Here is a 22,644-nt window from a genome sequence, read left to right on the forward strand (position 1 = left end):
ACAACGCCGCACTCATCTGCCTCGCCCGCCGCCGCTGCGACGTCCTCTACGCCATGATCAAGAACCGCGAACCCTACCGAGCACCCGTACCCGCCGCGGCTTGACAAGTGTCATAGGGACACCCCCCAGCGATAGCGGCCACATCGAACCATCGGGCGAAGAGCGGCAACTCGACGCCGAGCGACCCCTGGCCGGCCGCCGCCACCGCCGGACATGAGGTGACCTCGACTCCACTCACCATGCTTCCTCGACCCGCATGAGCAGCCGAACACGCGTGACGGCCGGGCGAAGGCCGGACTCCGCCCCTGACCAGAGGTGCCCGGAACTCAATCTCGGTCTCATCCCCTCAGTAAGAGCGGCGACACCGAACGATGGGGAGAGCGGTAGCTCGATGCCGAGCGAGCTGGCCGGGGCCGCCTCGGACATGGGGGTCTCGACTCCGCTCGGCCACCACGAGCCTCCCCCCGGATGAGTGGTTCGGCTCCGAGGGAGCTGAGCGTGCTGGGGGCGAGGCCACGCGCCCGGACCGCCACCACTAGGAGGCGCCCGACCGGAACTGGAAACGTCGCCCTGTGCCAAGGGTGCCCGGCACCCATTCCTGGCTCTCGCCCCCTCAACAGTGGGGGCGAGACCGAGGAACCGGGCGAAGAGCGCGGGAACTCGGCGCGGTCCGACACTGCTCCGGTCCGCGTTGCTCCGGAAACGAGGGCTTGACTCCGCGGAGACCGGCAGGAGGTTGCGCCAGACTGGCATGAGACCGCGATTGACCGGCATGGGGCCTGCGCTCGGGCATCTGGGTTTCGTTCGTCCATCACGAGGCGCCGTTCAACCTGCACGAGGCAGGCTCGATCACCATCCGGGGGCCGAGCGGGCAGAAGCCGTGCACGCCCGGCAGTGGTCCCCGCACGACCGGCAGTGGTCCCCGCACGACCGCCAGCAGTCCCCACGCGACCGCCAGTGATCCCCACACGACCGCCAGTGATCCCCACACGACCGCCAGTGATCCCCACACGACCGCCAGTGATCCCCACACGACCGGCAGTAGGCCCCGCACGACCGGCCGGGTCACGACTTCGACCGCTCCTGAGCACGTGGAACAGAGCGAGGCGCGAGACGACGCGCTCGCAGAGCGAACGGTACGCGGGCGATTTCGGGTTCCGGAGCAGGTCAGAATAGATTGGTGGGCATGGGTAAGCGTGGTTCGCAGCAGGGTGGGGGCGGCGACGCCGCTCCGCCGATTCCGGACGAGATCTCGGCCGCGGAACTCGACCCGGAGGTGCGGCGGGACCTGCAGAGTCTCGACAAGGCGACGGCGGAACGGGTGGCGCGCCATCTGGTCGTCGTCGGTGAGGTGCTTGCGGAGGATCCCGAGCTCGCCCTCGAGCATGCGCGTGCGGCCCGGGCCCGGGCGGCGCGAGTCGGCGTGGTCCGCGAGACCGCCGGCATCGCGGCCTACTACGCCGGGGAATGGCAGGAAGCCATCTCCGAACTGCGGGCGGCGCGACGGATCTCCGGCGACGGCGGCGCGCTGCTGCCGCTGATCGCGGACTGTGAACGGGGTCTCGGCCGGCCGGAACGAGCGATCCAGGTGGCCGAGAGCGACGAGGGTCGCGCGCTGACCGGCGAGGACGCGGTGGAACTGGCGATCGTCGAGGCCGGTGCGCATCTCGACCTCGACGATCCGGAGGCTGCGGTGCGGGTGCTCTCGTCCCACGATCTGCGGGCCGGCCGGACCGGTACGGAGGCGGCGCGGCTCTTCAGCGCGTATGCGAGTGCGCTGTACGCGGCGGGCCGTCGCGCCGAGGCGCTGACCTGGTACCAGAACGCCGCGGCCGCGGACGTCGACGACGCGACCGACGCGGAGTACCAGCTGCAGGAACTCCTCGCCGAGGGTGTGGACGAGTCGGCCGTCGCCGGGACCGGGGAAGACGACGAGTCGCTTCTCGCCGGGTACGACACGCTGCTGTTCGATCTGGACGGCACCCTCTACGAGGGGCACTCGGTGCTGCCGGGGACGCGGGACGTCGTCGACGCGCACGTCGACCGCTGCTTCTACGTCACGAACAATGCGAGCCGATCCGCCGAACAGGTCAGCGATCACCTCGCGGATCTCGGTTTCCGGGCGACGCCCGAGCAGGTGATCACCAGCGCCCAGGTCGGCGCACGACTCGTCGCCGAGCGCGTCCCGGCGGCGTCGAACGTGCTGGTGGTCGGCGCTCCGTCGCTGCGGGCGGAGATCTCGGCAGTGGGGCTGAATCCGGTGTCGAGCGCCGACGACGCGCCGTCCGCGGTGATCCAGGGCCATTCGCCGGAGACCGGATGGGCACAGCTGTCCGAGGCGGCGCTGGCCATCCGCGCGGGCGCCCTCTGGGTGGCGACCAACACCGATACCACTCTCCCGACGGAGCGCGGTCTGCTCGTCGGGAACGGCTCCATGGTGGCGGCGGTGGCCACGGCCACCGAGGCCACGCCGACGGTCGCGGGCAAGCCGGCGGCGCCGATCATGCGGGAAGTGCTCGCCCGCAGCCGCGGCCGTCGTCCGCTGATGATCGGCGACCGGCTCGACACCGACATCGAAGGCGCCGTGACGGTCGGCATCGACAGCCTGCTGGTGCTCACCGGCGTCACGACGGCCCGGAAACTGCTGGCCGCCGCCCCGGCGCAGCGGCCCGTCTATGTGATCGACGACCTGTCGTGCACCGGCGAATCGGCGGACGCGGTCCGGATCGGCGCGCAGCCCGACTGGCAGGTCACGGTGATGGAGAACCGGGTGACGATCGAGCCGAAGGGCGCGCCCCGCGCCGCCGCGCTCCTGCCCGCACTCACGCACGCGGTATGGACGGCCGACGTCGGCGGCCTCGATCTGCGGATCTCGTCACCGGACCCGGCGACCACACAGCGGCTCGGGCTCCTCGGTCTGACCGAGAGCCACTGACCGGCCGTGCGATAGCCTGGGCAGGTTATGACCGGACCCGATCGCGCCCCGATGAAACCTGGACCCGGACCGTCGCCGGCCGCTCTGGCGGCACGTGCCGCCCAGCTGACGGCCGAGCCGGGCGATCCGGCGGATCATCCGGTGACCGGCGAAGTCCGTGAACTCTTGGACGAAGTCGCCGCCATCGCACAGGCGACCGACGGCGACTTCGACCTCGCCGCCCTCGCCCGGCAGGCCGAGATCCTCGCTCGCGCCCACGATGCCCTTTCGGCGGCCCTGGAAGACGTCGGCCGTGGCTGAGCCCGGTCTCGGCGGGAGACGCTGATGGCGCCCCGGGCACGACTCGACGCCGAACTGGTCCGTCGCGGTCTGGCGCGCTCGCGGGAACACGCGCGCGCGCTGATCGAGGCCGGCCAGGTCAAGGTGAACGGCACCGTCGCCTCGAAACCGGCCACCAACGTCGCTAAAGACACCCCGCTGCTGGTCACCGAGGCCGACACGGACGACTGGGCCTCGCGCGGCGCGCACAAGTTGCTCGGCGCGCTCGAGGCGTTCGAGCCACTCGGGCTGACGGTGGCGGGACGACGCTGCCTCGACGCCGGCGCGTCGACCGGCGGTTTCACCGACGTGCTGCTCCGGCGTGGCGCCACGGAAGTCGAGGCCGTCGACGTCGGCTACGGCCAGCTGATCTGGCGACTGCAGAACGACGACCGCGTCCACGTGCACGACCGCACCAACGTCCGCCACCTGCAACCCGATGCGATCGGCGGGCCGGTGGACCTGATCGTCGGCGATCTCTCGTTCATCTCGCTGAACCTCGTGCTACCGGCGCTGGCCGCGTGCCTGCGGCCCGGCGGGGACGCCCTGCCGATGGTGAAGCCGCAGTTCGAGGTCGGCAAGGAGCGCGTCGGCGCCGGAGGCGTGGTCCGTGACCCGGCGCTGCGGGCCGAGGTGGTCGCCGACGTCGCGGCCGCCGCCGCGCGGCTCGGGCTGCGGACGCGGGCCGTCGAGGCCAGCCCGCTGCCGGGACCGTCGGGCAACGTCGAATACTTCCTCTGGCTGCACAAACCCGAGGCCGACGGGCACCTGTCGGAGGCGGGCGATACGGTTGACCTGATCAACGCGGCGGTCGCACGGGGGCCTCAGTGACCCCGGCGGGCCCCGCACCGTCGAACCGGGAGGAGACCGCCGTGCACGACGATGCCGCGCGCTCCTTCCTGCTCGTCGCGCACACCGGTCGCGATGAGGTGACGAACACCCTGGACATCGTCGGCCGGCGCTGCGCGCAGGCCGGGATCACGGTGCGGATCCTCGACAACGACACGCGGCTGCCCTCGGCGGGACCGGATCAGCACTGGCACCCCGTCGACCCGGAGCGGCTGCGTGCCACCGGCGTCGAGGTCGAGATCGTCCGGGCCGGCGCTGATTCGGCCGCCGGCTGCGAACTCGTCCTGGTACTCGGCGGGGACGGAACCTTCCTGCGCGCCGCGGAACTGGCCTATCCGGCCGGCGTACCGATCCTCGGCATCAACCTGGGGCACATCGGGTTCCTCGCCGAGGCGGAAGCGCACGTCATCGACGACGTCATGGACCGCCTGGTCGGTCACGACTACCTGATCGAGGACCGGATGGTGCTCGACGTGGCGGTGCTCGACGCCCAGCAGGGCCGCTCGCTCGGCCACACCTGGGCGCTGAACGAGGTCGCCGTACAGAACCGGTCGCACAACGGGGTGCTGGAACTGGTCACCGAGGTCGACGGCCGTCCGGTGTCCGCGTTCGGCGCCGACGGCCTGCTGATCGCGACGCCGACCGGGTCCACCGCGTACGCCTTCTCCGCGGGCGGGCCGGTGATGTGGCCCGACCTGGAGGCCATCCTCGTGGTCCCGAGCAACGCGCACGCGCTCTTCGCCCGGCCGATGGTGACCAGTCCGCGTTCCCGGATCGCGGTCGAGGTCGACGCGAGCGGCCGGCCGGCGGTGGCCCTGTGCGACGGCCGGCGCATCCTCGAAGTCCCACCGGGCGGGCGGGTCGAGGTCTCCCGCGCCGCCACCTCCCTGAAATGGATCCGCATCGGCTCCGAACCGTTCGCGGACCGGCTGGTGACCAAATTCTCGCTTCCCGTCACAGGGTGGCGCGGAAGGAGCTGAACAGACCGTGCTCGAAGAGCTGTCGATCCGCGGACTCGGCGTACTGGAGTCGGCGTCGGCCGAGTTCGCGCCCGGTTTCACGGTGCTCACCGGCGAGACCGGCGCGGGCAAGACGATGATCGTGACCAGCCTGCGCCTGCTGTCCGGCGCGCGGGCGGATGCCGGGCGCGTGCGCACCGGTGACGAGAAGGCCGTCGTCGAAGGACGATTCCGGTTGCCCGCCGCGGGCGAGCGGTCCGCGCTGATCGACGACGTCCTGGAATCCACCGGTGCACAGATCGATGACGACGACACCCTGATCGCCGCGCGCACCGTCAACGCCGACGGCCGGTCGCGGGCCCATCTGGGCGGCCGGTCGGTACCGGCGGCGACCCTGGGCGACGTCACCGGCGAACTGCTCGCGATCCACGGCCAGAACGACCAGCTCCGCCTGGCCCGGCCCGATCAGCAGCGCGCCGCCCTCGACCGGTTCACCGGTACCAAGGCCGCCGACCTCCTCGCGAAGTACCGCAGGGCGCGGGCCGCGTGGCTGGAGACCCTGGACGAGCTGGACCGTCGGCGCGCCGACTCCCGGGAGATCGCCCAGGAGGCGGACCGGCTGCGGTTCGGATTGCAGGAGATCGAGGCGGTCGCGCCGGAACCGGGGGAGGACGCGGAACTGGTCGCCACCGTCAAGCGGCTCACGGACCTGGAGGATCTGCGGGCCGCTGCGGCCGGGGCCCACCGGATCATCGCCGGGGACGGCGGCATGGAACCGAACGTCGTCGAGGGCCTCGGCTCGGTCCGCTCGCTCCTCGAATCGTCCGACGACGCCGCGCTGGCAGACCTGCTGCCGCGCGTCGCCGAGGCGCTGGCCGTGGTCGGCGATGTCGGCGACGAGCTGTCGGTGTACCTGGCCGGGCTGCCCAGCGACGCGCAGGACCTCGACGCGCTGCTCAGCAGGCAGGCCGACCTGAAGCTGCTGACCCGGAAGTACGCGGCCGACATCGACGGCGTGATCGCCTGGGCCGACGAGGCACGCGCCCGGCTCGCGCGGATCGAGGACCCGGAGGGGTCGATCGAAGAACTCGAAGCGAAGGCCGGGCGGGAGCGGGAGAAGGTGGCCGAACTGGCCGGGAGACTCCACAAGCTCCGCGCCGGCGCCGCGGGGAAGCTCGGCGGCAAGGTCTCCGCCGAGCTGGCCGGCCTGGCGATGGGCGGCAGCGAACTCGCGGTCGCCGTCGACCTGCTGCCCGGCGAGGACGACCGGCTCGCCATCACCGTCGACGGCCACCGAACGCAAGCCGGGGCCGACGGCGCGGACCGCGTCGAATTCGGGCTCGTCGCGCATCAGGGCGCGCGGCCGCTGCCGATCGCCAAATCGGCGTCCGGCGGCGAACTCTCGCGCGTGATGCTCGCGCTCGAGGTGGTGCTCGCCGAGCCCGACTCGGGCGGCGTGATGGTGTTCGACGAGGTCGACGCCGGGGTCGGCGGTGCGGCCGCGGTGCAGATCGGTGCCCGCCTGGCCCGGCTCGCCGCGCGACACCAGGTGATCGTCGTGACCCACCTGCCGCAGGTGGCCGCCTTCGCCGACAACCATCTGGTGATCGGCAAGGTCGGCGGCGGTGCCGCGGGCCGGCAGACGTCGACGCTGACGGCCCTCGATCGCGCCGAACGCGTGGCCGAACTCGCGCGCATGCTGGCCGGTCTGGGCGACTCGGACACCGGCCGCGCCCACGCCGAGGAACTCCTGGAAACGGCCGAGGCGACCCGCGCCGAACGCTGATGACATAGCGTCTCGTGTTCTTAATGTGACAAAAGTTGCCGTTGTTGCGGCGCGCCTCCGTGTGATCCTCGCCGCGGCGGATCAGGATCGTGGGCATGAGGATGCCCGCCTTGCTCTCCCGCCGCACCGACGACCTGCCCGGTACCACCGGTATCGCCCGCATCGACAAGAAGACCAAGCGACTGGTCGACCGCGCCGGCCACGGTGACATCGTCATCCTGGACGAGGTCGACCTGGACCGGCTGACCGCCGACGCGCTGGTGGAGGCCGAGGTCGCCGCGGTGGTGAACGCGTCGCCGTCGATCACCGGCCGCTACCCGAACCTCGGGCCGGAGGTGCTGGCGGCATCGGGCATCCCACTGCTCGACGCGGTGGGTCCCGAGGTCTTCGCGCGGGTCAAGGAGGGCGCCAAGGTCCGGCTGTACGACGACCGGCTCTACCTGGGCGACCGCGTGGTCGCGCGCGGCACCGAACTCGACGAGCGGGCCGTCGCCGACGCCATGCTGGAGGCCAAGACCGGTCTCGTCGACCATCTGGAGGCGTTCTCGGGCAACACCATCGAGTTCATTCGCAGTGAGTCGCCGCTGCTGATCGACGGCGTGGGCGTGCCGGAACTGCACGTGAAGCTGGAGGGCCGCCACGTGGTGGTGGTGGGCGACGGCTCGGACCGGGCGGCCGACCTCAAGGCGCTCAAACCGTTCATCAAGGAGTATCAACCGATCATGATCGGCGTCGGTATCGGCGCCGACACCCTGATGAAGGCCGGCTACAAGCCCGCCGTGATCGTCGGCGACCCCGAGGAGATCAAGACCAACACGCTCAAGAGCGGTGCCGAACTGGTGCTGCCCGCCGATCCGGACGGCCACGCCGCCGGTCTCGAGCGGATCCAGGACCTCGGCATCGGCGCCACCACCTTCCCGGCGATCGGCTCGGCCGGCGACCTCGCGCTGCTGCTCGCCGATTTCCACGGCGCCGACCTGATCGTGACCGTCGGCCTCGGCGGCTCGCTCAACGATTTCTTCGACCGCAGCCGTCGCGACCAGATCCCGTCGACCTTCCTCACCCGGCTCAAGGTGGGGCAGAAGCTGGTCGACGCCAAGGCCGTCGCGACGCTGTACCGCAGCCGCGTCAGCGGCGCCGTGATCGCCGCGCTGCTGCTGGCGGCGCTGATCGTGCTCATCGTCGCGCTGGCCATGACCGGCACCGGCGCCGGTGACTGGATCACCGTCCAGTGGCATCACGTCACCGATTGGGTCAGCGGACTGGGGTCGTCCAGCTCATGATCTCGCTGCGCCAGCATGCGATCTCGCTGATCGCGGTGTTCCTCGCCCTCGCCGTCGGCCTGTTCCTCGGCTCCGGCTACATCGGCGACCGGGTCAACGCGCTGACCGGCACCGATCGCGACAAACTGGGCACGCTGCAGGACGAGAACGACGCTCTTTCGCGCCAGGCGAACGTCGACGGCGGTTTCATCAAGGACGTCGCGCCGCGCCTGGTCAACGGCCTGCTGGCCAAACGCTCGGTGCTGCTGGTGACCGCGCCGAACGCCTCGGACGCCGACACCGAAGCGGTGAAGGGCCTGATCAGCGACTCCGGCGCGAGCTTCTCGGGGCAGATCGCACTGTCCACGACGCTCGTGAAGGACGAGAACGCCGCCAAGCTCGGCTCGATCATCGACCAGTCGATCCCGGCCGGCACCGCCCTGCGCGTGGACTACACCGACTCCGGCTCCCGGCTGGGTGACCTGCTCGGGGCGCTGCTCCTGGTGCGCGACGGCGGCCGCCCGCTGCCCGACACCGATCGCACGACCGCGCTGCAATCACTCCGCGCCGGCGGTTTCCTCGACTACGCGGAAGGCACGGTGAAACCGGCACAGCTGGTCGTCGTGCTGACCGGCGGCGGCCTGCCGTCCGATTCCGGTGCGCAGGGCCAGCTGGTCGGACGGCTCGCCGCGACTCTGGCCAGCCGCGGTGCGGGCGGTGTTCTCGCCGGCCGGCAGGGTTCGGCGGACGGTGCCGCACCGGTGGCCGTCGTCCGTGCCGATCCGTCGCTGGGCAAGTCGCTGTCCACCGTCGACGACGTCAACGAGCAGACCGGCCAGATCACCGTGATCCTCGCGCTCGACGCCGAGGCCGCCGGCCGTTCCGGCGCGTACGGCTCCGGTCAGGGTGCGACGTCGATCACGGTTCCGGCGCCACGCGGGTAGCGGAGCAGAGTGTCGTTCCCCGGTGGGCGCGGATGCTGTTAGGCTGAAGTCCCGTAGGTATTCAGCCTTGACGGGAGCCCATAGTTGCGATCACTGCGCCACGTGCAGCCAGGAACCAAGCACATCTTCGTCACCGGAGGTGTCGCATCGTCCCTGGGTAAGGGGCTGACGGCCTCCAGTCTCGGTCAGTTGCTCACCGCGCGCGGACTGCGCGTGACGATGCAGAAGGTAGACCCCTACCTCAACGTCGACCCGGGCACCATGAACCCCTTCCAGCACGGCGAGGTCTTCGTCACCGAAGACGGCGCCGAGACCGACCTGGACATCGGCCACTACGAGCGCTTCCTGGATCGCGATCTCAGCGGTTCGGCGAATGTGACCACCGGCCAGGTGTACTCGACGGTGATCGCCAAGGAGCGGCGCGGCGAGTACCTGGGCGACACCGTCCAGGTGATTCCGCACATCACCGACGAGCTCAAGGCCCGCATGATGGCCATGCACGAGCCCGACGCGAACGGTGAGGCCCCCGACGTGGTGATCACCGAGATCGGCGGCACCGTCGGCGACATCGAGTCGCAGCCGTTCATCGAGGCCGCGCGCCAGATCCGGCATGACCTCGGCCGCGACAACGTCTTCTTCCTGCACGTCTCGCTGGTGCCGTACCTGGCGCCGTCCGGCGAACTCAAGACCAAGCCCACCCAGCATTCGGTGGCCGCGCTGCGCAGCATCGGCATCCAGCCCGATGCGCTGATCCTGCGCTGCGACCGGCCGGTGCCCGAGGCGCTGAAGAAGAAGATCGCGCTGATGTGCGACGTCGACATCGACGGCGTGATCTCCACGCCGGATGCGCCGTCGATCTACGACATTCCGAAGGTGCTGCACGCCGAGCGGCTCGATACCTACGTGGTGCGCCAGCTCGGGCTGCCCTTCCGCGACGTCGACTGGACCGTCTGGGGCGACCTGCTGAACCGCGTCCACGCACCGCGCGAGACGGTGACCGTCGCCATCGTCGGCAAGTACATCGACCTGCCCGACGCCTACCTGTCGGTGACCGAGGCCATCCGGGCCGGCGGCTTCGCGCACTACGCGCGCACCGAGATCGTCTGGGTGCCGTCCGACGACTGCGCCACCCCGGAGGGGGCGCACAACGCGCTGCGCGACGTCGACGCGATCATGATTCCCGGCGGGTTCGGCATCCGCGGGATCGAGGGCAAGCTCGGTGCGATCGCCTACGCGCGGCACAACCAGATCCCGCTCCTCGGGCTGTGCTTGGGCCTGCAGTGCGTGGTGATCGAGGCCGCGCGGTCGGTCGGGCTCACCGAGGCCAGCTCCACCGAGTTCGATCCGGACACCCCGGACCCGGTGATCGCGACGATGGCCGACCAGGAGGCCGCGGTCTCCGGCGACGCCGATCTGGGCGGCACCATGCGGCTGGGGTCGTACCCGGCGGTGCTCGCCCCGGGCAGTGTCGTCGCACGCGCCTACGGTGGCACCGAGGTGACCGAACGGCACCGTCATCGCTTCGAGGTGAACAACGCCTACCGCGACAAGATCGCCGAGTCCGGGCTGGTGTTCTCCGGGACCTCGCCGGACGGCCATCTGGTCGAGTTCGTCGAATACCCCCGGGACAAGCATCCCTTCCTGGTGGCCACGCAGGCGCACCCGGAGCTGAAGAGCCGCCCGACGCGGCCGCACCCGTTGTTCTCGGCGTTCATCGAGGCGGCGCTGAAATATAAAGCGGCAGAACGCCTTCCGGTTCAGCTCGACGGCTACGACCCGACCGGCCTGAACGACGCCGACGCCGAGGCCTGAGCGACATGGGCGAGCCGGGATCGCACGAGTTCTCCGTCCGCGATTCGGAGACACTCTACCGGGGCGCGATCCTGGAGTTGCGGCGCGACGAGGTCGTGATGCCCGGGGGCGGTACCGCCCACCGCGAGGTGGTGGCCAAACACGCCGCGGTGGCCGTGGTCGCGCGGGACGAGCAGGGGCGGATCGCGCTGGTCCGGCAGTATCGTCATCCGATCGGACGGCGCCTGCTCGAACTGCCGGCCGGGCTGCTCGACGGAGGCCCCGGCGAGTCGCCGTTGCAGGCGGCGCAGCGGGAACTGGCCGAGGAGGCCGACCTCGCCGCCGCGACGTGGCACACGCTGGTCGATCTCGACTCGTCGCCGGGCTTCACCGACGAGGCGATCCGGGTCTTCTACGCCGAAGGGCTCAGCGTCGTCGACGGGGGCCCGCGCGAACACGAGGAAGCCGACCTCGCCGTCGTCTGGACGGGACTGGACGACGCCGTCGCCGCGGTGCTGAACGGCGAGATCGTGAACGCGATCGCGGCGGCCGGGATCCTCGCCGCCGCGGCGGCTGCGCGCACCGGCGCGCCGCTGCGCGCTCCGGACGCTCCGTGGCCGGACCGGTCGCGGAGATTCGGGTCGTGACGGGATCTGTCGAGACCACCGCCGCGCTGTACCTCGACCACCTCACGGTGGAGAAGGGCTCGGCGGCCAACACGGTCGCGTCGTACCGGCGTGATCTGACGCGGTACGCGGCGTTTCTCGAGAGCCGGGGGATCGGTTCGCTGGCCGAGGTGACCGAGCCGGACGTGCGGGAGTTCCTGGTCGAGCTGCGCCGGGGGAGCCCCGACGACGGTGTGCCGCCGCTCGCCGACTCGTCGGTGGCGCGAACTCTGGTGGCGGCCAGGGGGTTTCACAAGTTCGCCGCCGCGGAGGGGATCGTTCGCAGCGACGTCGCCCACGCGGTGCGGCCTCCCAAGGCGGCACGCCGGCTGCCGAAGGCCCTGTCCGTCGACGAGGTGCTGGCGATTCTGGAGGCGGCCGGTGCGCCGGATCATCCACGGGCGCTTCGTGATCGGGCGATGCTCGAGTTGCTGTACAGCTGCGGCGCCCGGATCTCGGAGGTCACCGCGCTCGACGTCGACGATCTCGATACCGAGCACCGCGCCGTCGTGCTGCGCGGTAAGGGCGGCAAGGAGCGGATCGTCCCGGTCGGGCGTCCGGCGATCGCGGCGGTGGACGCGTACCTGGTCCGGGGCCGGCCCGCGCTGGTGAAGCAGGGGACGCCCGCACTCTTCCTCAACGTCCGCGGCGGCCGGCTCTCCCGGCAGAGTGCCTGGCAGGTCCTGGTCGACACCGCCGCCCGCGCCGGGATCGAGAAGGAGGTGTCGCCGCACACGCTGCGCCACAGCTTCGCCACGCACCTGCTCGACGGCGGCGCCGACGTCCGCGTCGTGCAAGAACTGCTCGGTCATTCGTCGGTGACGACCACGCAGATCTACACCCTGGTCACGGTGAACACCATGCGCGAGGTCTACGCGTCGGCGCATCCGCGGGCGCAATAGGAGGTGAAGCCGTCAAGAGAGAAGTGGTGCCTTCTCGCCGCTCGGCGCGTATAGCTTGGTCAGATTTGAGTTGTACTTGGTGCGCGCCCCGGCGAATATGCGGTCGAACTGATCGAGCGAGTCGCGCGCGTGGGGCCCCTCCGCGCTGCTGAGGGTTCGCGCGGCACGCTGAAACTCTTCGATCGCCCCCTGGATGCCATCGGCCGCACCGTTGATGCTCTTCGGGACATTCTCAAAGAGTTGCCAGTACAGAGTCATCGCTTTGTCGAAGTCGTTGATCGATGACATGTCAGATTGGGTAACCGTGCCACTTGCTTCGATTCCGTTGCGGAGGCTCTGAAGGAGGGTCACCTCGATGACGCTCCGGAACTGCCGAGTTCGTGGATCGATCGTCCGGATGTACTTAGTGACTGCCGCCTTCTCGCTCGCAGACTGGGCCTGCTGGCTGGCTGTGGCGGCGTCTTGACGATCACGCAGGCGAATTCCGATGGGCGATCCGGCCGGGATACGGTCGATGATGCCCTTGTCGTCGATCTTGGCGACCTCGAGCCGGATTTTCTTGCCAGTCTCGGCCTGCTTCCCACCCTCCGGGGACTGCTTCAGAACCACCCAGTTGGCGTCGATGAAGATGCTGCGATCCTTGATGACGTCGACGTCGTTGAACTTGTCGAAACCGGCCTCCTTCAGCTTGTCGTGCGCCTTGTCGAGTTGGTAGCCGATGACATCGGGCACCTCGACGGGGTCACTCGAACACGCGGTGAGGAGCGTGAGGGCGAGGAATGCCACGAGAATGATCGCGCGCACTTTCTTCATGGGGGCCTCCAAGCGCTGGGGATCGACGTTCGGCCAGGGCCGCTTTCGAAACGGCCAGTACACACCATAGTGTGCAATATGCAGGAAATCGGGCATCCCGCGGGTCTCGACGTGGTGGCAGTGCGACGCCGTGGTCGAAGCACCGCTGGCCGATACCGCCGTCGCGGCCCCGTCGAGAGTGTGCCGCCGCTCGCCGACTCGTCGGTGGCGCGAACTCTGGTGGCGGCCAGGGGGTTTCACAAGTTTGTCGCCGCGGAGGGGATCGTTCGCAGCGATGTCGCTCATGTGGTGCGGCCCCCTGATGCGGAAGGCCTTGGCCGTCGACGAGGTGCTGGAGATCTTGGAGGCTGCCGGTGCGCGGGACCATCCGCGGGCGCTTCGTGATCGGGCGACGCTCGAGTTGCTCTATAGCTGCGCAGCCCGGATTTCGGAAGCTTCGCGACTCATTTTCTCGACGGCGGCGCCGACGTTCGCGTCGTGCAAGAGCTGCTCGGTCATTCGTCGGTCACGACGACGCAGATCTACACCCTGGTCACGGTGAACACCATGCGCGAGGTCTACGCGTCGGCGCATCCGCGGGCGCGGTGATTCTCTGGGCTCGCGCAGATCCGGTGCGGCGTGATGCTCGTCGTCGACCTGCGGATCGTCATGGCTCAGCGGGCAGGCATAGGGTGGGCGCCATGAACGACGGGGAATCGAATACCAGCGTCATCGACGAGTTGGCGCGAGTTGCCGCCGCGGATCGGTCCGGTCTGGACGCCCTGTGGCGGGCCGTGTTCGAGTTGGACGAATGGTGGTTCATCGCGCGCGGGCTCGGTGCCGACGGCATGCCCGGCGACGACACTCACCCGTTCATCGGAGTGCTCGACGGCAAGCCGTTCCTGATGGCCTTCACCGATGGTGAACGGGCGCGGCGATTCGCTCTCGCCAACGGGCTCGGCGCCGCGGACGGGACCGCGCATGCCCTCGCCATTCCGCCGGCCGACATCGTGTCGACGGCGCCCTCGTATCGGCAGCAGGGAGTCTTCGCGATCGTTTTCGATCACGGCTCGACCGGGTTCTTCTCCCCGCTGGAAGACCTCGCGGCGATCCAGCAGTGGGTGCGGTAGCCCGCGCACCTCTGCCGGACCGGGACGCTCAGTGCGCGAGACCGGCGACGATGTTGATCACCATCGCCACGATCACTGTGCCGAAGAGGTACGAGAGGAGGGCATGGGGGAGAGCCGCCCGGCGCATGCGGGTGCCGGACAGGTCCGTGTCGGAGATCGCGAAGCTCATGCCGACGGTGAAGGCGACGTACGCGAAGTCGCTGTAACAGGGCGGCTCCTTCTGATGGAAGTCGATTCCGCCCGCCTCGCCGGAGAAGTACTCGCGGGCGTAGTGTGCGGCGAACACGGTGTGGATCGCGGCCCACGAGACGACGATCGCGGCGACGGTGCCGAGCAGGAATGACCGGCTGCTGTGTTCGAAGAGCACCGCGCCGATCGCGGTGAGGCTGGCGAGGGCGCAGGCGACGACGATGAGCAGCGTGGCCAGGTGCGTCGGGTCGTCGCGGCTCGCGTGCCACTCGGTGGCCGCGGCGTTCATCCGGCCCAGCACCAGCCACGTCCATGCGACGTAGAGCGCGGCGGTGATGGCCCATCCGTATAGACGCGGATCGATGTCGGTGGTCGCGGCCAGGATCGCGGTGATCGTCATTCCGAGGACGGCACTGATCAGGAGTCTGATCAGTGCGGACCCGGCGCGAAGGCGATGATCGGTGGTTCCCACCCGATCCACCGTAGGCCCCGCCGCTCGCTACAGGTGGGTGTCGACGAACCCGATCAGTTCCGCCTCGACCGCCGTTCGCGTGGCCGGCTCGTTGTGGATCTCGTGCCGCACACCGGGATACACGACGGTGCGTACGTCGCGGTTGCCGCTCTTCCACAGCGCGTTCGCGACGTGGTAGGCGCCTTCGCCGTAGTTGGCGACGGGGTCCTGATCACCGGCGACGAGGAGCATGGGCAGATCGTCGCGCACCTTTCCGGCCCAGCCGTCGTTGACCGCGTCGTACAGGGTGACGAAGTCGTGGACGAAGCGCAGCGTCATCGGATCGGCGAGCGCGTTGAGCGGGTCGGAGGCGTGGTCGGCGAGGACACCGGAGTCGAGGGCCACCCACTCCATACCGGTGGTCGCCTCGGGGAAGCGCTCCACCATGCCGGCGAACATCGCCCCCATGAATTCGGGGCTCGGATCGGTGCCCCGGCCGTCGGCGATCGCGGCGGCGAGGGCCGTCCGGTCGACGTGCACCTCGATGCCCTCGATCTGCGCGGCGACTCCGCAGAGCGCCAGGCCGGTCAGGTCGTCGCCGTACTGGGCGGCGTAGTCGCGCGCGATCATCGATCCCCAGCTGTGGCCGAAGACGAAGTAGGGGAGGCCCGGGTAGGCGTCGACGGCGAGGTCGTGCAGGGTGCGCTCGTCGTCGACGACGGCCCGCGCCCCGTTCTTCCCGGTGTCCATCCAGACGCCGGAGTCGACGGCGGTGGCGCCATGCCCGGCGTGGTCGTCCGCGGCGACGACGAAGCCGGCGTCGAGCAGTGCCGAGATCATGTGCAGGTAGCGGCGTGAGTGCTCGCCGAGACCGTGCACGATCTGCACGATCGCGGTCGGCTCGGTGGCCGGTGCGTAGATCCAGCCGTGGATCCGGTCCCGGCCGTTGGCCGAGTCGAAGGTGATCTCGCGCAGCGCCATGGCGTGTCCTCTCGGGTGGGTGTCAACCCCGATCGTAGGTGGCTCGCCGGACCCGGGATGCCCATCGCTCGTCGTCGCATTCCAGCCGGCTGAGCCGATCGAGCCGCTAGGCGAGATCGTGTCGAAGCCAAGACTCCAAGCCGGCTGAGCCTGCCAGCTGGTTGAGCGGGACGAGCCTGCCAACTGGTTGAGCCGGTCGTGACTGCTAGCTGGTTGAGCCGGTCGTGGCTGCCAGCTGCTTGAGTCGGTCGAGCCCGATAGGGCGAGTCCGCGTCGAAGCCGGCCGACCAGACCCGATCGCTATTTCGACGACTCTGCGAGCAGTTCGGTAAGCGGCACGTCGAGTGCGTCGCTCAGCGCAACCAACGTGCTGAGCCGCGGATTGGCCGGCGACCGTTTCGTGCGATCGCTGAGCCCGCTTTCGAGGAGTTGCAGGTGGTTGGTGCTGATCCCGACCTGTTGCGCGAGTGCCTCCTGACTCAGGCTCTTCTGCACGCGTAGGTGGGCGATACGAGTCCCCAGCCGCCGCGCAAGCAGTTGCTCGACAGGGGATTTCGACACGGATCAAGCGTGTGGCCGCAGCCCTGTCGGAGCCACCATGTATACATGGGTAAACCTGGTTTACATGGGGAGGGATGTCGGTGTCGGACGCGCAGATCGCGAACCCGGTGATCAATTCGCCGTACGAGCAGCCGTCGAGCCACTTCGTCCTCGATGAGCACGGTCGGCCCACCGGCGCGACTACCGGTGGCCGTCGGCCGAGCCAGTCGTTCGTCGCGATCGCGCCCGAACGCAAGGGGCGGCGGCGTTCGGCCCGGCAGGAGACGCTCGATCTGGGTCTGACCGAGCGGATCGCTGAGAACTACCTCATCAATGAGATCCGCAAGGACGTCGGCTACTGGCGTAGCACCGGAAAGTACGAGGGCGTCACGCCGATCACCCGGAAACTGCTGGAGCACTGGGCCGACGCCAAGCGGGACAATCGGGTGCTGTTCGCACAGCGAGAAGCCGCGGAGACGGCGATCTTCCTGACTGAGGTGTCCGGCCGACGCCGCTACCGGAACGACTGGCGCGCACGACTCGCCGAGACCAACGACGAGTTCAACCGGGGGCTGCCGCGCATCGCGATGAAGATGGCGACCGGCACCGGCAAGACCGTCGTGATGGCGATGTTGATCGCCTGGCAGACGCTCAACAAGGTGCATACTCCGCGCGACGCGCGGTTCACCAATCGGTTCCTGATCGTCGCGCCCGGCGTGACGATCCGCGATCGGCTCCGGGTGCTGCAGCCGGGCGACGCCGACAACTATTACAAGCTGCGTGACCTGATTCCCCCGGGACAGGAGTCCGCCCTCGACCGTGCGCAGATCGTGATCACCAATTGGCATGCGTTCGCGCCGAAGTTCAAGGGAGAGTTCGCCGGCATCGCCAAGAACACCCGCAAGCTCCTGCGTCCGGGCGAGCCGGACGCGGCGTTCAAGGAGACGTCGTCGGAGGTCGTCGCACGCGTGCTCCGCGACTTCGGCTCCGGCCGAGGCGAAGTGATCGTCATCAATGACGAGGCGCACCACTGTTACCAGGACAAGCCGATGATGACCGGCGACATCACCTCCGAGGAAGCCGACGAGGACGCCGACGCGCGCGTCTGGTTCCAGGGGGTCGCCGATGTCGCGAAGAAGATCGGCGTCAAGCAGATCTTCGATCTGTCGGCGACGCCGTACTTTCTCGGCGGTTCCGGGTACCAGCAGGGCACCCTGTTCGCCTGGACCGTCAGCGACTTCTCGCTGATGGATGCGATCGAATCCGGCATCGTCAAAGTGCCGCGCACCCCGGTCGACGACGACGCGGCCGGCGAACAGGTCAGCTACCTGCACCTGTGGGAGCAAGTCAAGAACGATCTGCCCAAGCGTGCCGGACTCAAGATCACGCTCGACGACAGACCGCTACCCGCTGTTCTGGAAGGCGCTCTGCACAGTCTCTACCGCAGCTACACGCGCGCCTATGACCATTGGCGGCGTGAACTGGAACCGCTCGGTGAGACGCCGCCGGTCTTCATCGTGGTCTGTCCGACCACCGCGGTGAGCAAGCTGGTCTACGACTGGATCGGCGGCTGGGAGGCACTGCGCGGCGATGCGCTCGTGGAGCAGCCCGGGCATCTGGAACTGTTCCGCAACTACGACGACGGAGTGCCGCTGGCGCGGCCGCGCACGATCCTGGTCGATTCCAAGCAGCTCGAGTCGGGCGAAGCGCTGTCAGCCGATTTCGCGAAAGCGGCGGGCACCGAGATCGCCGCATTCAAGGCGCAGTACCGCCTCGACAACCCGGGCGCTGACGCCGAGAAGATCACCGACGCGGAGATCCTGCGCGAGGTGATGAACACCGTCGGAAAGCCCGGGAAGCTGGGCGCGCAAGTCCGCTGCGTGGTGAGCGTCGCGATGCTCACCGAAGGCTGGGACGCGAACACCGTCACGCATATCCTCGGCGTGCGGGCATTCGGTTCGCAGCTGCTCTGTGAGCAGGTGATCGGACGGGGTCTGCGCCGCCGCTCGTACGTCGCGGACCACGATGGCCGCTTCGAGCCCGAGTACGCGAACATCTACGGCATCCCGTTCTCGTTCATCCCCTCCGACCGTCCGGTCACGGACCCGAAGCCGAGCCGGCCTGCGCTTCTCGTGCAGGCGGTTCCGGGACGCGAGGAGCGGGAGATTCGCTTCCCCCGGGTCGAGGGATACCGGATGGAACTTCCCGACGCCGAGTTGCAGTTCGATCCGGCGGACGTGCCGAAGTTCGTGATCGATGCTGGCGCAGTGCCGACATGGACCGAGTCGCAGGGCATCGTCGGTGTGATCGAACGCGATGAGACGCGGGATCTCAGCGATGTCCGGCGCCAGCAAGTCGAGTACAAGATCGCCGAGTACCTGCTCGTTCACAAGTATCAGGTAGGCGGAGAGCTGCGGCCGTGGCTGTTCCCACGGTTGCGGGACATCGCCGCGCGGTGGCTGGACGACTGCGTGGTCGAACGGGACGGCCGCACCATCGCGGTGTTCGCCGAACTCACCGAGCTGCTGGCGCTGGCGTGTGAACAGATATTCACGGCGATCTACACCTACGACGGCCAGCAGCGTGCGCGGCCCCGGGCCCTGCTCAGCGGAGGCGAGCCGGTCGGCACCACTGCCGAGGTCTCGTTCTTGACGCGCAAGCCGGCGATCGAAGTCGGTAAATCGCAGGTGAGTCACTGTGTGCTCGACGGCGCGTCGGGCGGCAACACCTGGGAGCAGATCCTGGCGCAGCTGTGTGAGCTGAACCCGCGCGTCGCGTCGTTCGTGAAGAACGATCATCTCGGCTTCGAGATCCCGTACGTGCACGGCGGACGGTCGCACTACTATCTGCCCGACTTCCTGCTGCGATTGCGTCGCGGCGACGGAGAGCCGTTCGACAGATTCCTCATCGTCGAGGTCTCCGGTGGGCAGAAGAGCCCTGGTCCGACCCAGGCGAAGGCCGAGACCGCCCGGAAGCTCTGGTGTCCCGCGGTGAACAACCACGGTGGATTCGGTGTGTGGGGATACATCGAGATCACTGACATGCTGACCGCCTCGGACAAGCTCAATCAGGCGATCACCGATCTGTACCGCGCCGACCGTCCCGGCGAAGTGCCACGGCCGATCGTCGGCGACCCCGATTCGCTCGACTACCCGGAGGAACGCCGTGGTGCGTAAGAAGCAGCCCGCGGGACCGATGCCGATCGTCGCCTACGAGCACCGGGACGAGCGGATCAACAATCCGACGGCCGACGCGGCGGACACCTTCTACGACGCCGACGGCGACACGCTGCCGCCGGTGAGGTATGCGCGCGATTCCGACCTGGATCCGCAGCTCGTCTGGCGCGGTAAGGAAGCGCTCGACGCCGAAGACCTGGTGGTCGACGCGCCACCGATCTACATCCAGGAAAAGATCGATCCGCGCGTCCTGATCGAGAACCTGCGGAACACGGCCGAGCGGCCGGAGAACGAGCCGGAACTGACGTTGTTCGATCAGTTCGACGGCGGCCTCGACGAGCTCTCCCAGGTCGAGTTCTACAAGCATGCACAGCAGTGGTCCAACCGGATGATCCTCGGCGATTCGCTGCAGGTGATGACCTCGCTCGCCGAGCGCGAGAACCTTCGCGGCAAGGTGCAGATCGTCTACATCGACCCGCCTTATGGGATCAAGTTCAACTCCAACTGGCAGGTCTCGACGCGCAAGCGCGACGTCAAGGACGGCAAACTGGACCACGCTGCCCGCGAGGCCGAGCAAATCAAGGCGTTCCGGGATACCTGGTCGGACGGAATCCACTCCTATCTGTCGTACCTGCGCGACCGGCTCGTCGCCGCACGGGACCTGCTCACCGAGTCGGGGTCGTGCTTCGTGCAGATCGGCGACGAAAACGTACATGTCGTGCGGAGTCTCATGGACGAGGTGTTCGGGCCGGAGAATTTCGTAAGCCAGATCAATTTCGCGACAACAAGCGGGTTCGCTCAGACAACCGCGCTCGGACGATCGGGGGACTACCTACTCTGGTATGCGCGCTCCGTTGAGAGTCTCAAAGCGAGACGGCTCTTCAGGCTTGCGTCGAGCCGCGAGGGCTATACGCGTCTTGAGTTCCCGGATGGTTCACGTCGGTCGCTTGCGGCATCGAAAGATGACCCTGCAGTGACCGACCCGAGAACTCGCGCTTACACAACAGGAGACCTGCAATCGCAAGGGTCTGCCAGCGAACCGCAGCCGTTCCAATTCAAAGGCAGGAAGTACGAACCTGGTGCTTCGAGCCATTGGAAGCCCAACTACCCTGACGGACTCCAACGGCTGGCTGCAGCAAATCGAATCGAGGTTGTAGGGAGGACCCTCCGATATGTTCGCTACGAGGATGACTTTCCTGTTCAGAATTTTACCAACGCATGGATGGACACCGGAACGGCAGGTTTCGCCGCTGACAAATACTATGTGGTGCAGACAAACGTCAAAGTGATCGAGCGATGCATACTGATGTGCACCGACCCGGGGGATCTCGTCCTCGATCCGACCTGCGGTTCCGGCACGACGGCGTATGTCGCGGAGCAGTGGGGACGTCGCTGGATCACGATCGACACCTCGCGCGTCGCGCTCGTGCTGGCGCGTCAGCGATTGATGAGCGCGCGTTTCCCGTACTACTACCTCGCCGATACCCCCGAGGGGCGCGCGAAGGAGTCTGAGGTCACCGGGGTACCGGTCGATCCGCACGCGACGACGACCGGCGACATCCGGCACGGTTTCGTCTACGAGCGTGTCCAGCACATCACGCTCAAGTCGATCGCGAACAACCCGGACATCCGCGAAGGGATGACTCGTGAGGAGATCGACGCCGCGATCAAGCGGCACGCCGACTTCGAGTACCTGTACGACAAGCCCTACGAGGACAAGAAGACGGCGCGGGTCACCGGCCGGTTCACCGTGGAGAGCCTGGAGCCGCATCGCTCGATCAGCTTCGACCGGGATACGGATCGCGCCGATCGGGAGTCGGTTAGTGAGATGCGCGCCGGCGAGTCGGCGGAGGGCGGCGACTTCGAGCGGATGATCTTCGACAACCTCGCCCAGGCCGGCATACAGAACGGTCGTCGCGATGAACGGCTCGAGTTCGCGGTGCTCAACGAGCACGCGGGGACCTATGTGCAGGCGATTGCCGAGTCGGTCGAGGACGGCAACGGATCGTCGATGAGTGTCGCGCTGGCGCTTGGCCCGCAATACGGCACAGTCGACGGTGGCTTCATCAAGGCTGCTGCGCGGGAAGCACTCGCGAACCGGGACGTCGACATGCTCTGTGTCCTCGCGTTCGCGTTCGACGCCAAGGCCACCGATGCCGCCACCGTCGATGACGTCTCTGTCGACGCATCGGACGAAGGTTTCGCCGAGGTGGCGGGGGAGCGCAAGCTCGGCCGTCTCCCGGTGCTGCTCGTCCGGATGAACGCCGATCTGCTGATGGGCGAGGATCTGAAGAAGACCGGCGCGGGCAATCTCTTCACCGTGTTCGGTGAGCCGGACATCGAGATCATCGATGAGGAGGGCCAGCTGGTTGTGGACCTGCGGGGTGTCGACGTCTACGACCCGACCAAGGGTGAGGTGCGCAGTCGGGACACCGGTCAGATCGCGCTCTGGATGATCGACACCGACTACGACGGCGAGTCGTTCTTCGTTCGGCACTGCTACTTCACCGGCGGCGGAGACCCGCTCAAGAAGCTCAAGACCGCACTCAAAGCGGAGATCGACGCCGACGCGTGGAGCAGCCTGTATCGAACGACCTCCCGTCCGTTCGCGGCGCCGTCGACCGGGCAGATCGCGGTCAAGGTGATCAACGACTACGGCGATGAGGTGACAAAGGTCTTCGACGTGACGTAGTCGTGGGATGTCCTGCGGCTTGTACGCTTGCGAGACACGCCGATGGTCCTGGACCGTAGGCTCGACGAGGTTCGGCGGCAGGGAGAGCTGATTTGACTGGCTTTGTGGCCGGTGTCGCAAGTGGAGTCTTGGCAAGTGTACTGGCGGCTGTACTAGGCGGTGTCAACTCGTGGAAGCAACGTTGTCCTTCAGTAGGCGTTCGAAGACTTCCCGTGGAGTGTAGAAGCCCAGGCACTGCCGTGGCCGCTCGTTGAGCTCGCGGGCGATCGCTTCGAGGTACAG

Annotated in this window: 17 protein-coding genes and 2 pseudogenes; 14 read left to right on the forward strand and 5 right to left on the reverse strand. The window is 68.3% G+C overall.

All coding sequences use genetic code 11. The features are described 5' to 3' along the window. Nucleotides 1-1,186 precede the first annotated feature (1,186 nt). From ACSEEN_RS19915 to xerD, 10 genes are all read left to right on the forward strand, one after another. Nucleotides 1,187-2,935, forward strand: coding sequence for an HAD-IIA family hydrolase (locus tag ACSEEN_RS19915; RefSeq protein ID WP_440714112.1), 1,749 nt, complete (start codon nucleotides 1,187-1,189; stop codon nucleotides 2,933-2,935). Between the two features lie 27 nt (nucleotides 2,936-2,962). Beyond that, nucleotides 2,963-3,235, forward strand: a complete 273-nt coding sequence (locus ACSEEN_RS19920) for a hypothetical protein (RefSeq protein WP_247863898.1) — start codon at nucleotides 2,963-2,965, stop codon at nucleotides 3,233-3,235. 24 nt (nucleotides 3,236-3,259) lie between these two features. Continuing rightward, nucleotides 3,260-4,084, forward strand: a complete 825-nt coding sequence (locus ACSEEN_RS19925) for a TlyA family RNA methyltransferase (protein ID WP_371307684.1) — start codon at nucleotides 3,260-3,262, stop codon at nucleotides 4,082-4,084. A gap of 41 nt (nucleotides 4,085-4,125) precedes the next feature. Then, nucleotides 4,126-5,082 carry an NAD kinase gene (locus ACSEEN_RS19930; protein ID WP_247863896.1) on the forward strand — a complete coding sequence of 319 codons (957 nt, stop codon included), beginning with the start codon at nucleotides 4,126-4,128 and terminating at the stop codon, nucleotides 5,080-5,082. 7 nt (nucleotides 5,083-5,089) lie between these two features. Beyond that, nucleotides 5,090-6,847 carry a DNA repair protein RecN gene (gene recN, locus ACSEEN_RS19935; RefSeq protein ID WP_440714113.1) on the forward strand — a complete coding sequence of 586 codons (1,758 nt, stop codon included), beginning with the start codon at nucleotides 5,090-5,092 and terminating at the stop codon, nucleotides 6,845-6,847. Between the two features lie 101 nt (nucleotides 6,848-6,948). Next, nucleotides 6,949-8,130 (forward strand): putative cytokinetic ring protein SteA, encoded by a 1,182-nt coding sequence (gene steA, locus ACSEEN_RS19940; RefSeq protein ID WP_440714121.1) that lies wholly within the window; start codon nucleotides 6,949-6,951, stop codon nucleotides 8,128-8,130. Beyond that, nucleotides 8,127-9,053, forward strand: coding sequence for a copper transporter (locus tag ACSEEN_RS19945; RefSeq protein WP_440714114.1), 927 nt, complete (start codon nucleotides 8,127-8,129; stop codon nucleotides 9,051-9,053). Before steA ends, ACSEEN_RS19945 begins: the two co-directional genes overlap by 4 nt. 84 nt (nucleotides 9,054-9,137) lie before the next feature. After that, nucleotides 9,138-10,865 (forward strand): CTP synthase, encoded by a 1,728-nt coding sequence (gene pyrG, locus ACSEEN_RS19950; RefSeq protein WP_247863893.1) that lies wholly within the window; start codon nucleotides 9,138-9,140, stop codon nucleotides 10,863-10,865. Between the two features lie 5 nt (nucleotides 10,866-10,870). Continuing rightward, the gene (locus ACSEEN_RS19955; protein WP_298440459.1) at nucleotides 10,871-11,491 is read left to right on the forward strand and encodes an NUDIX domain-containing protein; all 621 of its coding nucleotides are present in this window, start codon (nucleotides 10,871-10,873) and stop codon (nucleotides 11,489-11,491) included. Continuing rightward, nucleotides 11,488-12,411 carry a site-specific tyrosine recombinase XerD gene (gene xerD / locus ACSEEN_RS19960; protein ID WP_440714115.1) on the forward strand — a complete coding sequence of 308 codons (924 nt, stop codon included), beginning with the start codon at nucleotides 11,488-11,490 and terminating at the stop codon, nucleotides 12,409-12,411. The genes ACSEEN_RS19955 and xerD overlap by 4 nt, the downstream gene beginning before the upstream one ends. A 12-nt stretch (nucleotides 12,412-12,423) precedes the next feature. Here the strand turns inward: xerD and ACSEEN_RS19965 are convergent, their stop codons facing one another. Continuing rightward, nucleotides 12,424-13,320 (reverse strand): PASTA domain-containing protein, encoded by an 897-nt coding sequence (locus ACSEEN_RS19965; protein WP_366942172.1) that lies wholly within the window; start codon nucleotides 13,318-13,320, stop codon nucleotides 12,424-12,426. Between ACSEEN_RS19965 and ACSEEN_RS19970 the strand changes: the two are divergent. Continuing rightward, nucleotides 13,240-13,812 (forward strand): annotated as a pseudogene (locus ACSEEN_RS19970) (tyrosine-type recombinase/integrase). The gene ACSEEN_RS19965 and the pseudogene ACSEEN_RS19970 sit on opposite strands and share 81 nt — an antisense overlap. A 92-nt stretch (nucleotides 13,813-13,904) precedes the next feature. Next, on the forward strand, nucleotides 13,905-14,333 hold the full coding sequence (locus ACSEEN_RS19975) for a hypothetical protein (protein ID WP_440714116.1): 429 nt from the start codon (nucleotides 13,905-13,907) through the stop codon (nucleotides 14,331-14,333). Between the two features lie 28 nt (nucleotides 14,334-14,361). On the opposite strand, the gene ACSEEN_RS19980 is transcribed toward ACSEEN_RS19975, so the two are convergent. The 3 genes from ACSEEN_RS19980 to ACSEEN_RS19990 form a co-directional block, all read right to left on the reverse strand. Beyond that, nucleotides 14,362-14,994: a DUF1345 domain-containing protein gene (locus ACSEEN_RS19980; protein WP_440714117.1), complete on the reverse strand. Its 633-nt coding sequence runs from the start codon at nucleotides 14,992-14,994 to the stop codon at nucleotides 14,362-14,364. 27 nt (nucleotides 14,995-15,021) lie between these two features. Next, on the reverse strand, nucleotides 15,022-15,954 hold the full coding sequence (locus ACSEEN_RS19985) for an alpha/beta fold hydrolase (protein WP_440714118.1): 933 nt from the start codon (nucleotides 15,952-15,954) through the stop codon (nucleotides 15,022-15,024). Between the two features lie 300 nt (nucleotides 15,955-16,254). Continuing rightward, entirely contained in the window at nucleotides 16,255-16,515 is a 261-nt protein-coding gene (locus tag ACSEEN_RS19990) for a helix-turn-helix domain-containing protein (protein WP_440714119.1), read from the reverse strand. An 80-nt stretch (nucleotides 16,516-16,595) separates the two neighbouring features. On the opposite strand from ACSEEN_RS19990, the gene ACSEEN_RS19995 reads away from it, so the two are divergent. After that, a complete protein-coding gene (locus ACSEEN_RS19995; RefSeq protein WP_440714122.1) occupies nucleotides 16,596-19,670 on the forward strand; it encodes a BPTD_3080 family restriction endonuclease in 3,075 nt (1,024 codons plus the stop codon). Beyond that, on the forward strand, nucleotides 19,663-22,362 hold the full coding sequence (locus ACSEEN_RS20000; RefSeq protein ID WP_440714120.1) for a site-specific DNA-methyltransferase: 2,700 nt from the start codon (nucleotides 19,663-19,665) through the stop codon (nucleotides 22,360-22,362). Before ACSEEN_RS19995 ends, ACSEEN_RS20000 begins: the two co-directional genes overlap by 8 nt. 162 nt (nucleotides 22,363-22,524) lie before the next feature. Here ACSEEN_RS20000 and ACSEEN_RS20005 read toward each other — a convergent pair. After that, nucleotides 22,525-22,644: pseudogene (locus ACSEEN_RS20005) on the reverse strand (IS30 family transposase); the annotation flags it as partial.

Source organism: Gordonia marina, assembly GCF_052036135.1.
GTDB lineage: Bacteria > Actinomycetota > Actinomycetes > Mycobacteriales > Mycobacteriaceae > Gordonia.

What these genes read in the sequence shown, in the direction of transcription:
- ACSEEN_RS19915 (WP_440714112.1), top strand. Translation starts at nt 1,187, where the DNA reads ATGGGTAAGCGTGGTTCGCAGCAGGGTGGGGGCGGCGACGCCGCTCCG.
- ACSEEN_RS19920 (WP_247863898.1), top strand. Translation starts at nt 2,963, where the DNA reads ATGACCGGACCCGATCGCGCCCCGATGAAACCTGGACCCGGACCGTCG.
- ACSEEN_RS19925 (WP_371307684.1), top strand. Translation starts at nt 3,260, where the DNA reads ATGGCGCCCCGGGCACGACTCGACGCCGAACTGGTCCGTCGCGGTCTG.
- steA (WP_440714121.1), top strand. Translation starts at nt 6,949, where the DNA reads ATGCCCGCCTTGCTCTCCCGCCGCACCGACGACCTGCCCGGTACCACC.
- ACSEEN_RS19945 (WP_440714114.1), top strand. Translation starts at nt 8,127, where the DNA reads ATGATCTCGCTGCGCCAGCATGCGATCTCGCTGATCGCGGTGTTCCTC.
- ACSEEN_RS19955 (WP_298440459.1), top strand. Translation starts at nt 10,871, where the DNA reads ATGGGCGAGCCGGGATCGCACGAGTTCTCCGTCCGCGATTCGGAGACA.
- ACSEEN_RS19965 (WP_366942172.1), bottom strand. Translation starts at nt 13,320, where the DNA reads ATGCCCGATTTCCTGCATATTGCACACTATGGTGTGTACTGGCCGTTT.
- ACSEEN_RS19975 (WP_440714116.1), top strand. Translation starts at nt 13,905, where the DNA reads ATGAACGACGGGGAATCGAATACCAGCGTCATCGACGAGTTGGCGCGA.
- ACSEEN_RS19985 (WP_440714118.1), bottom strand. Translation starts at nt 15,954, where the DNA reads ATGGCGCTGCGCGAGATCACCTTCGACTCGGCCAACGGCCGGGACCGG.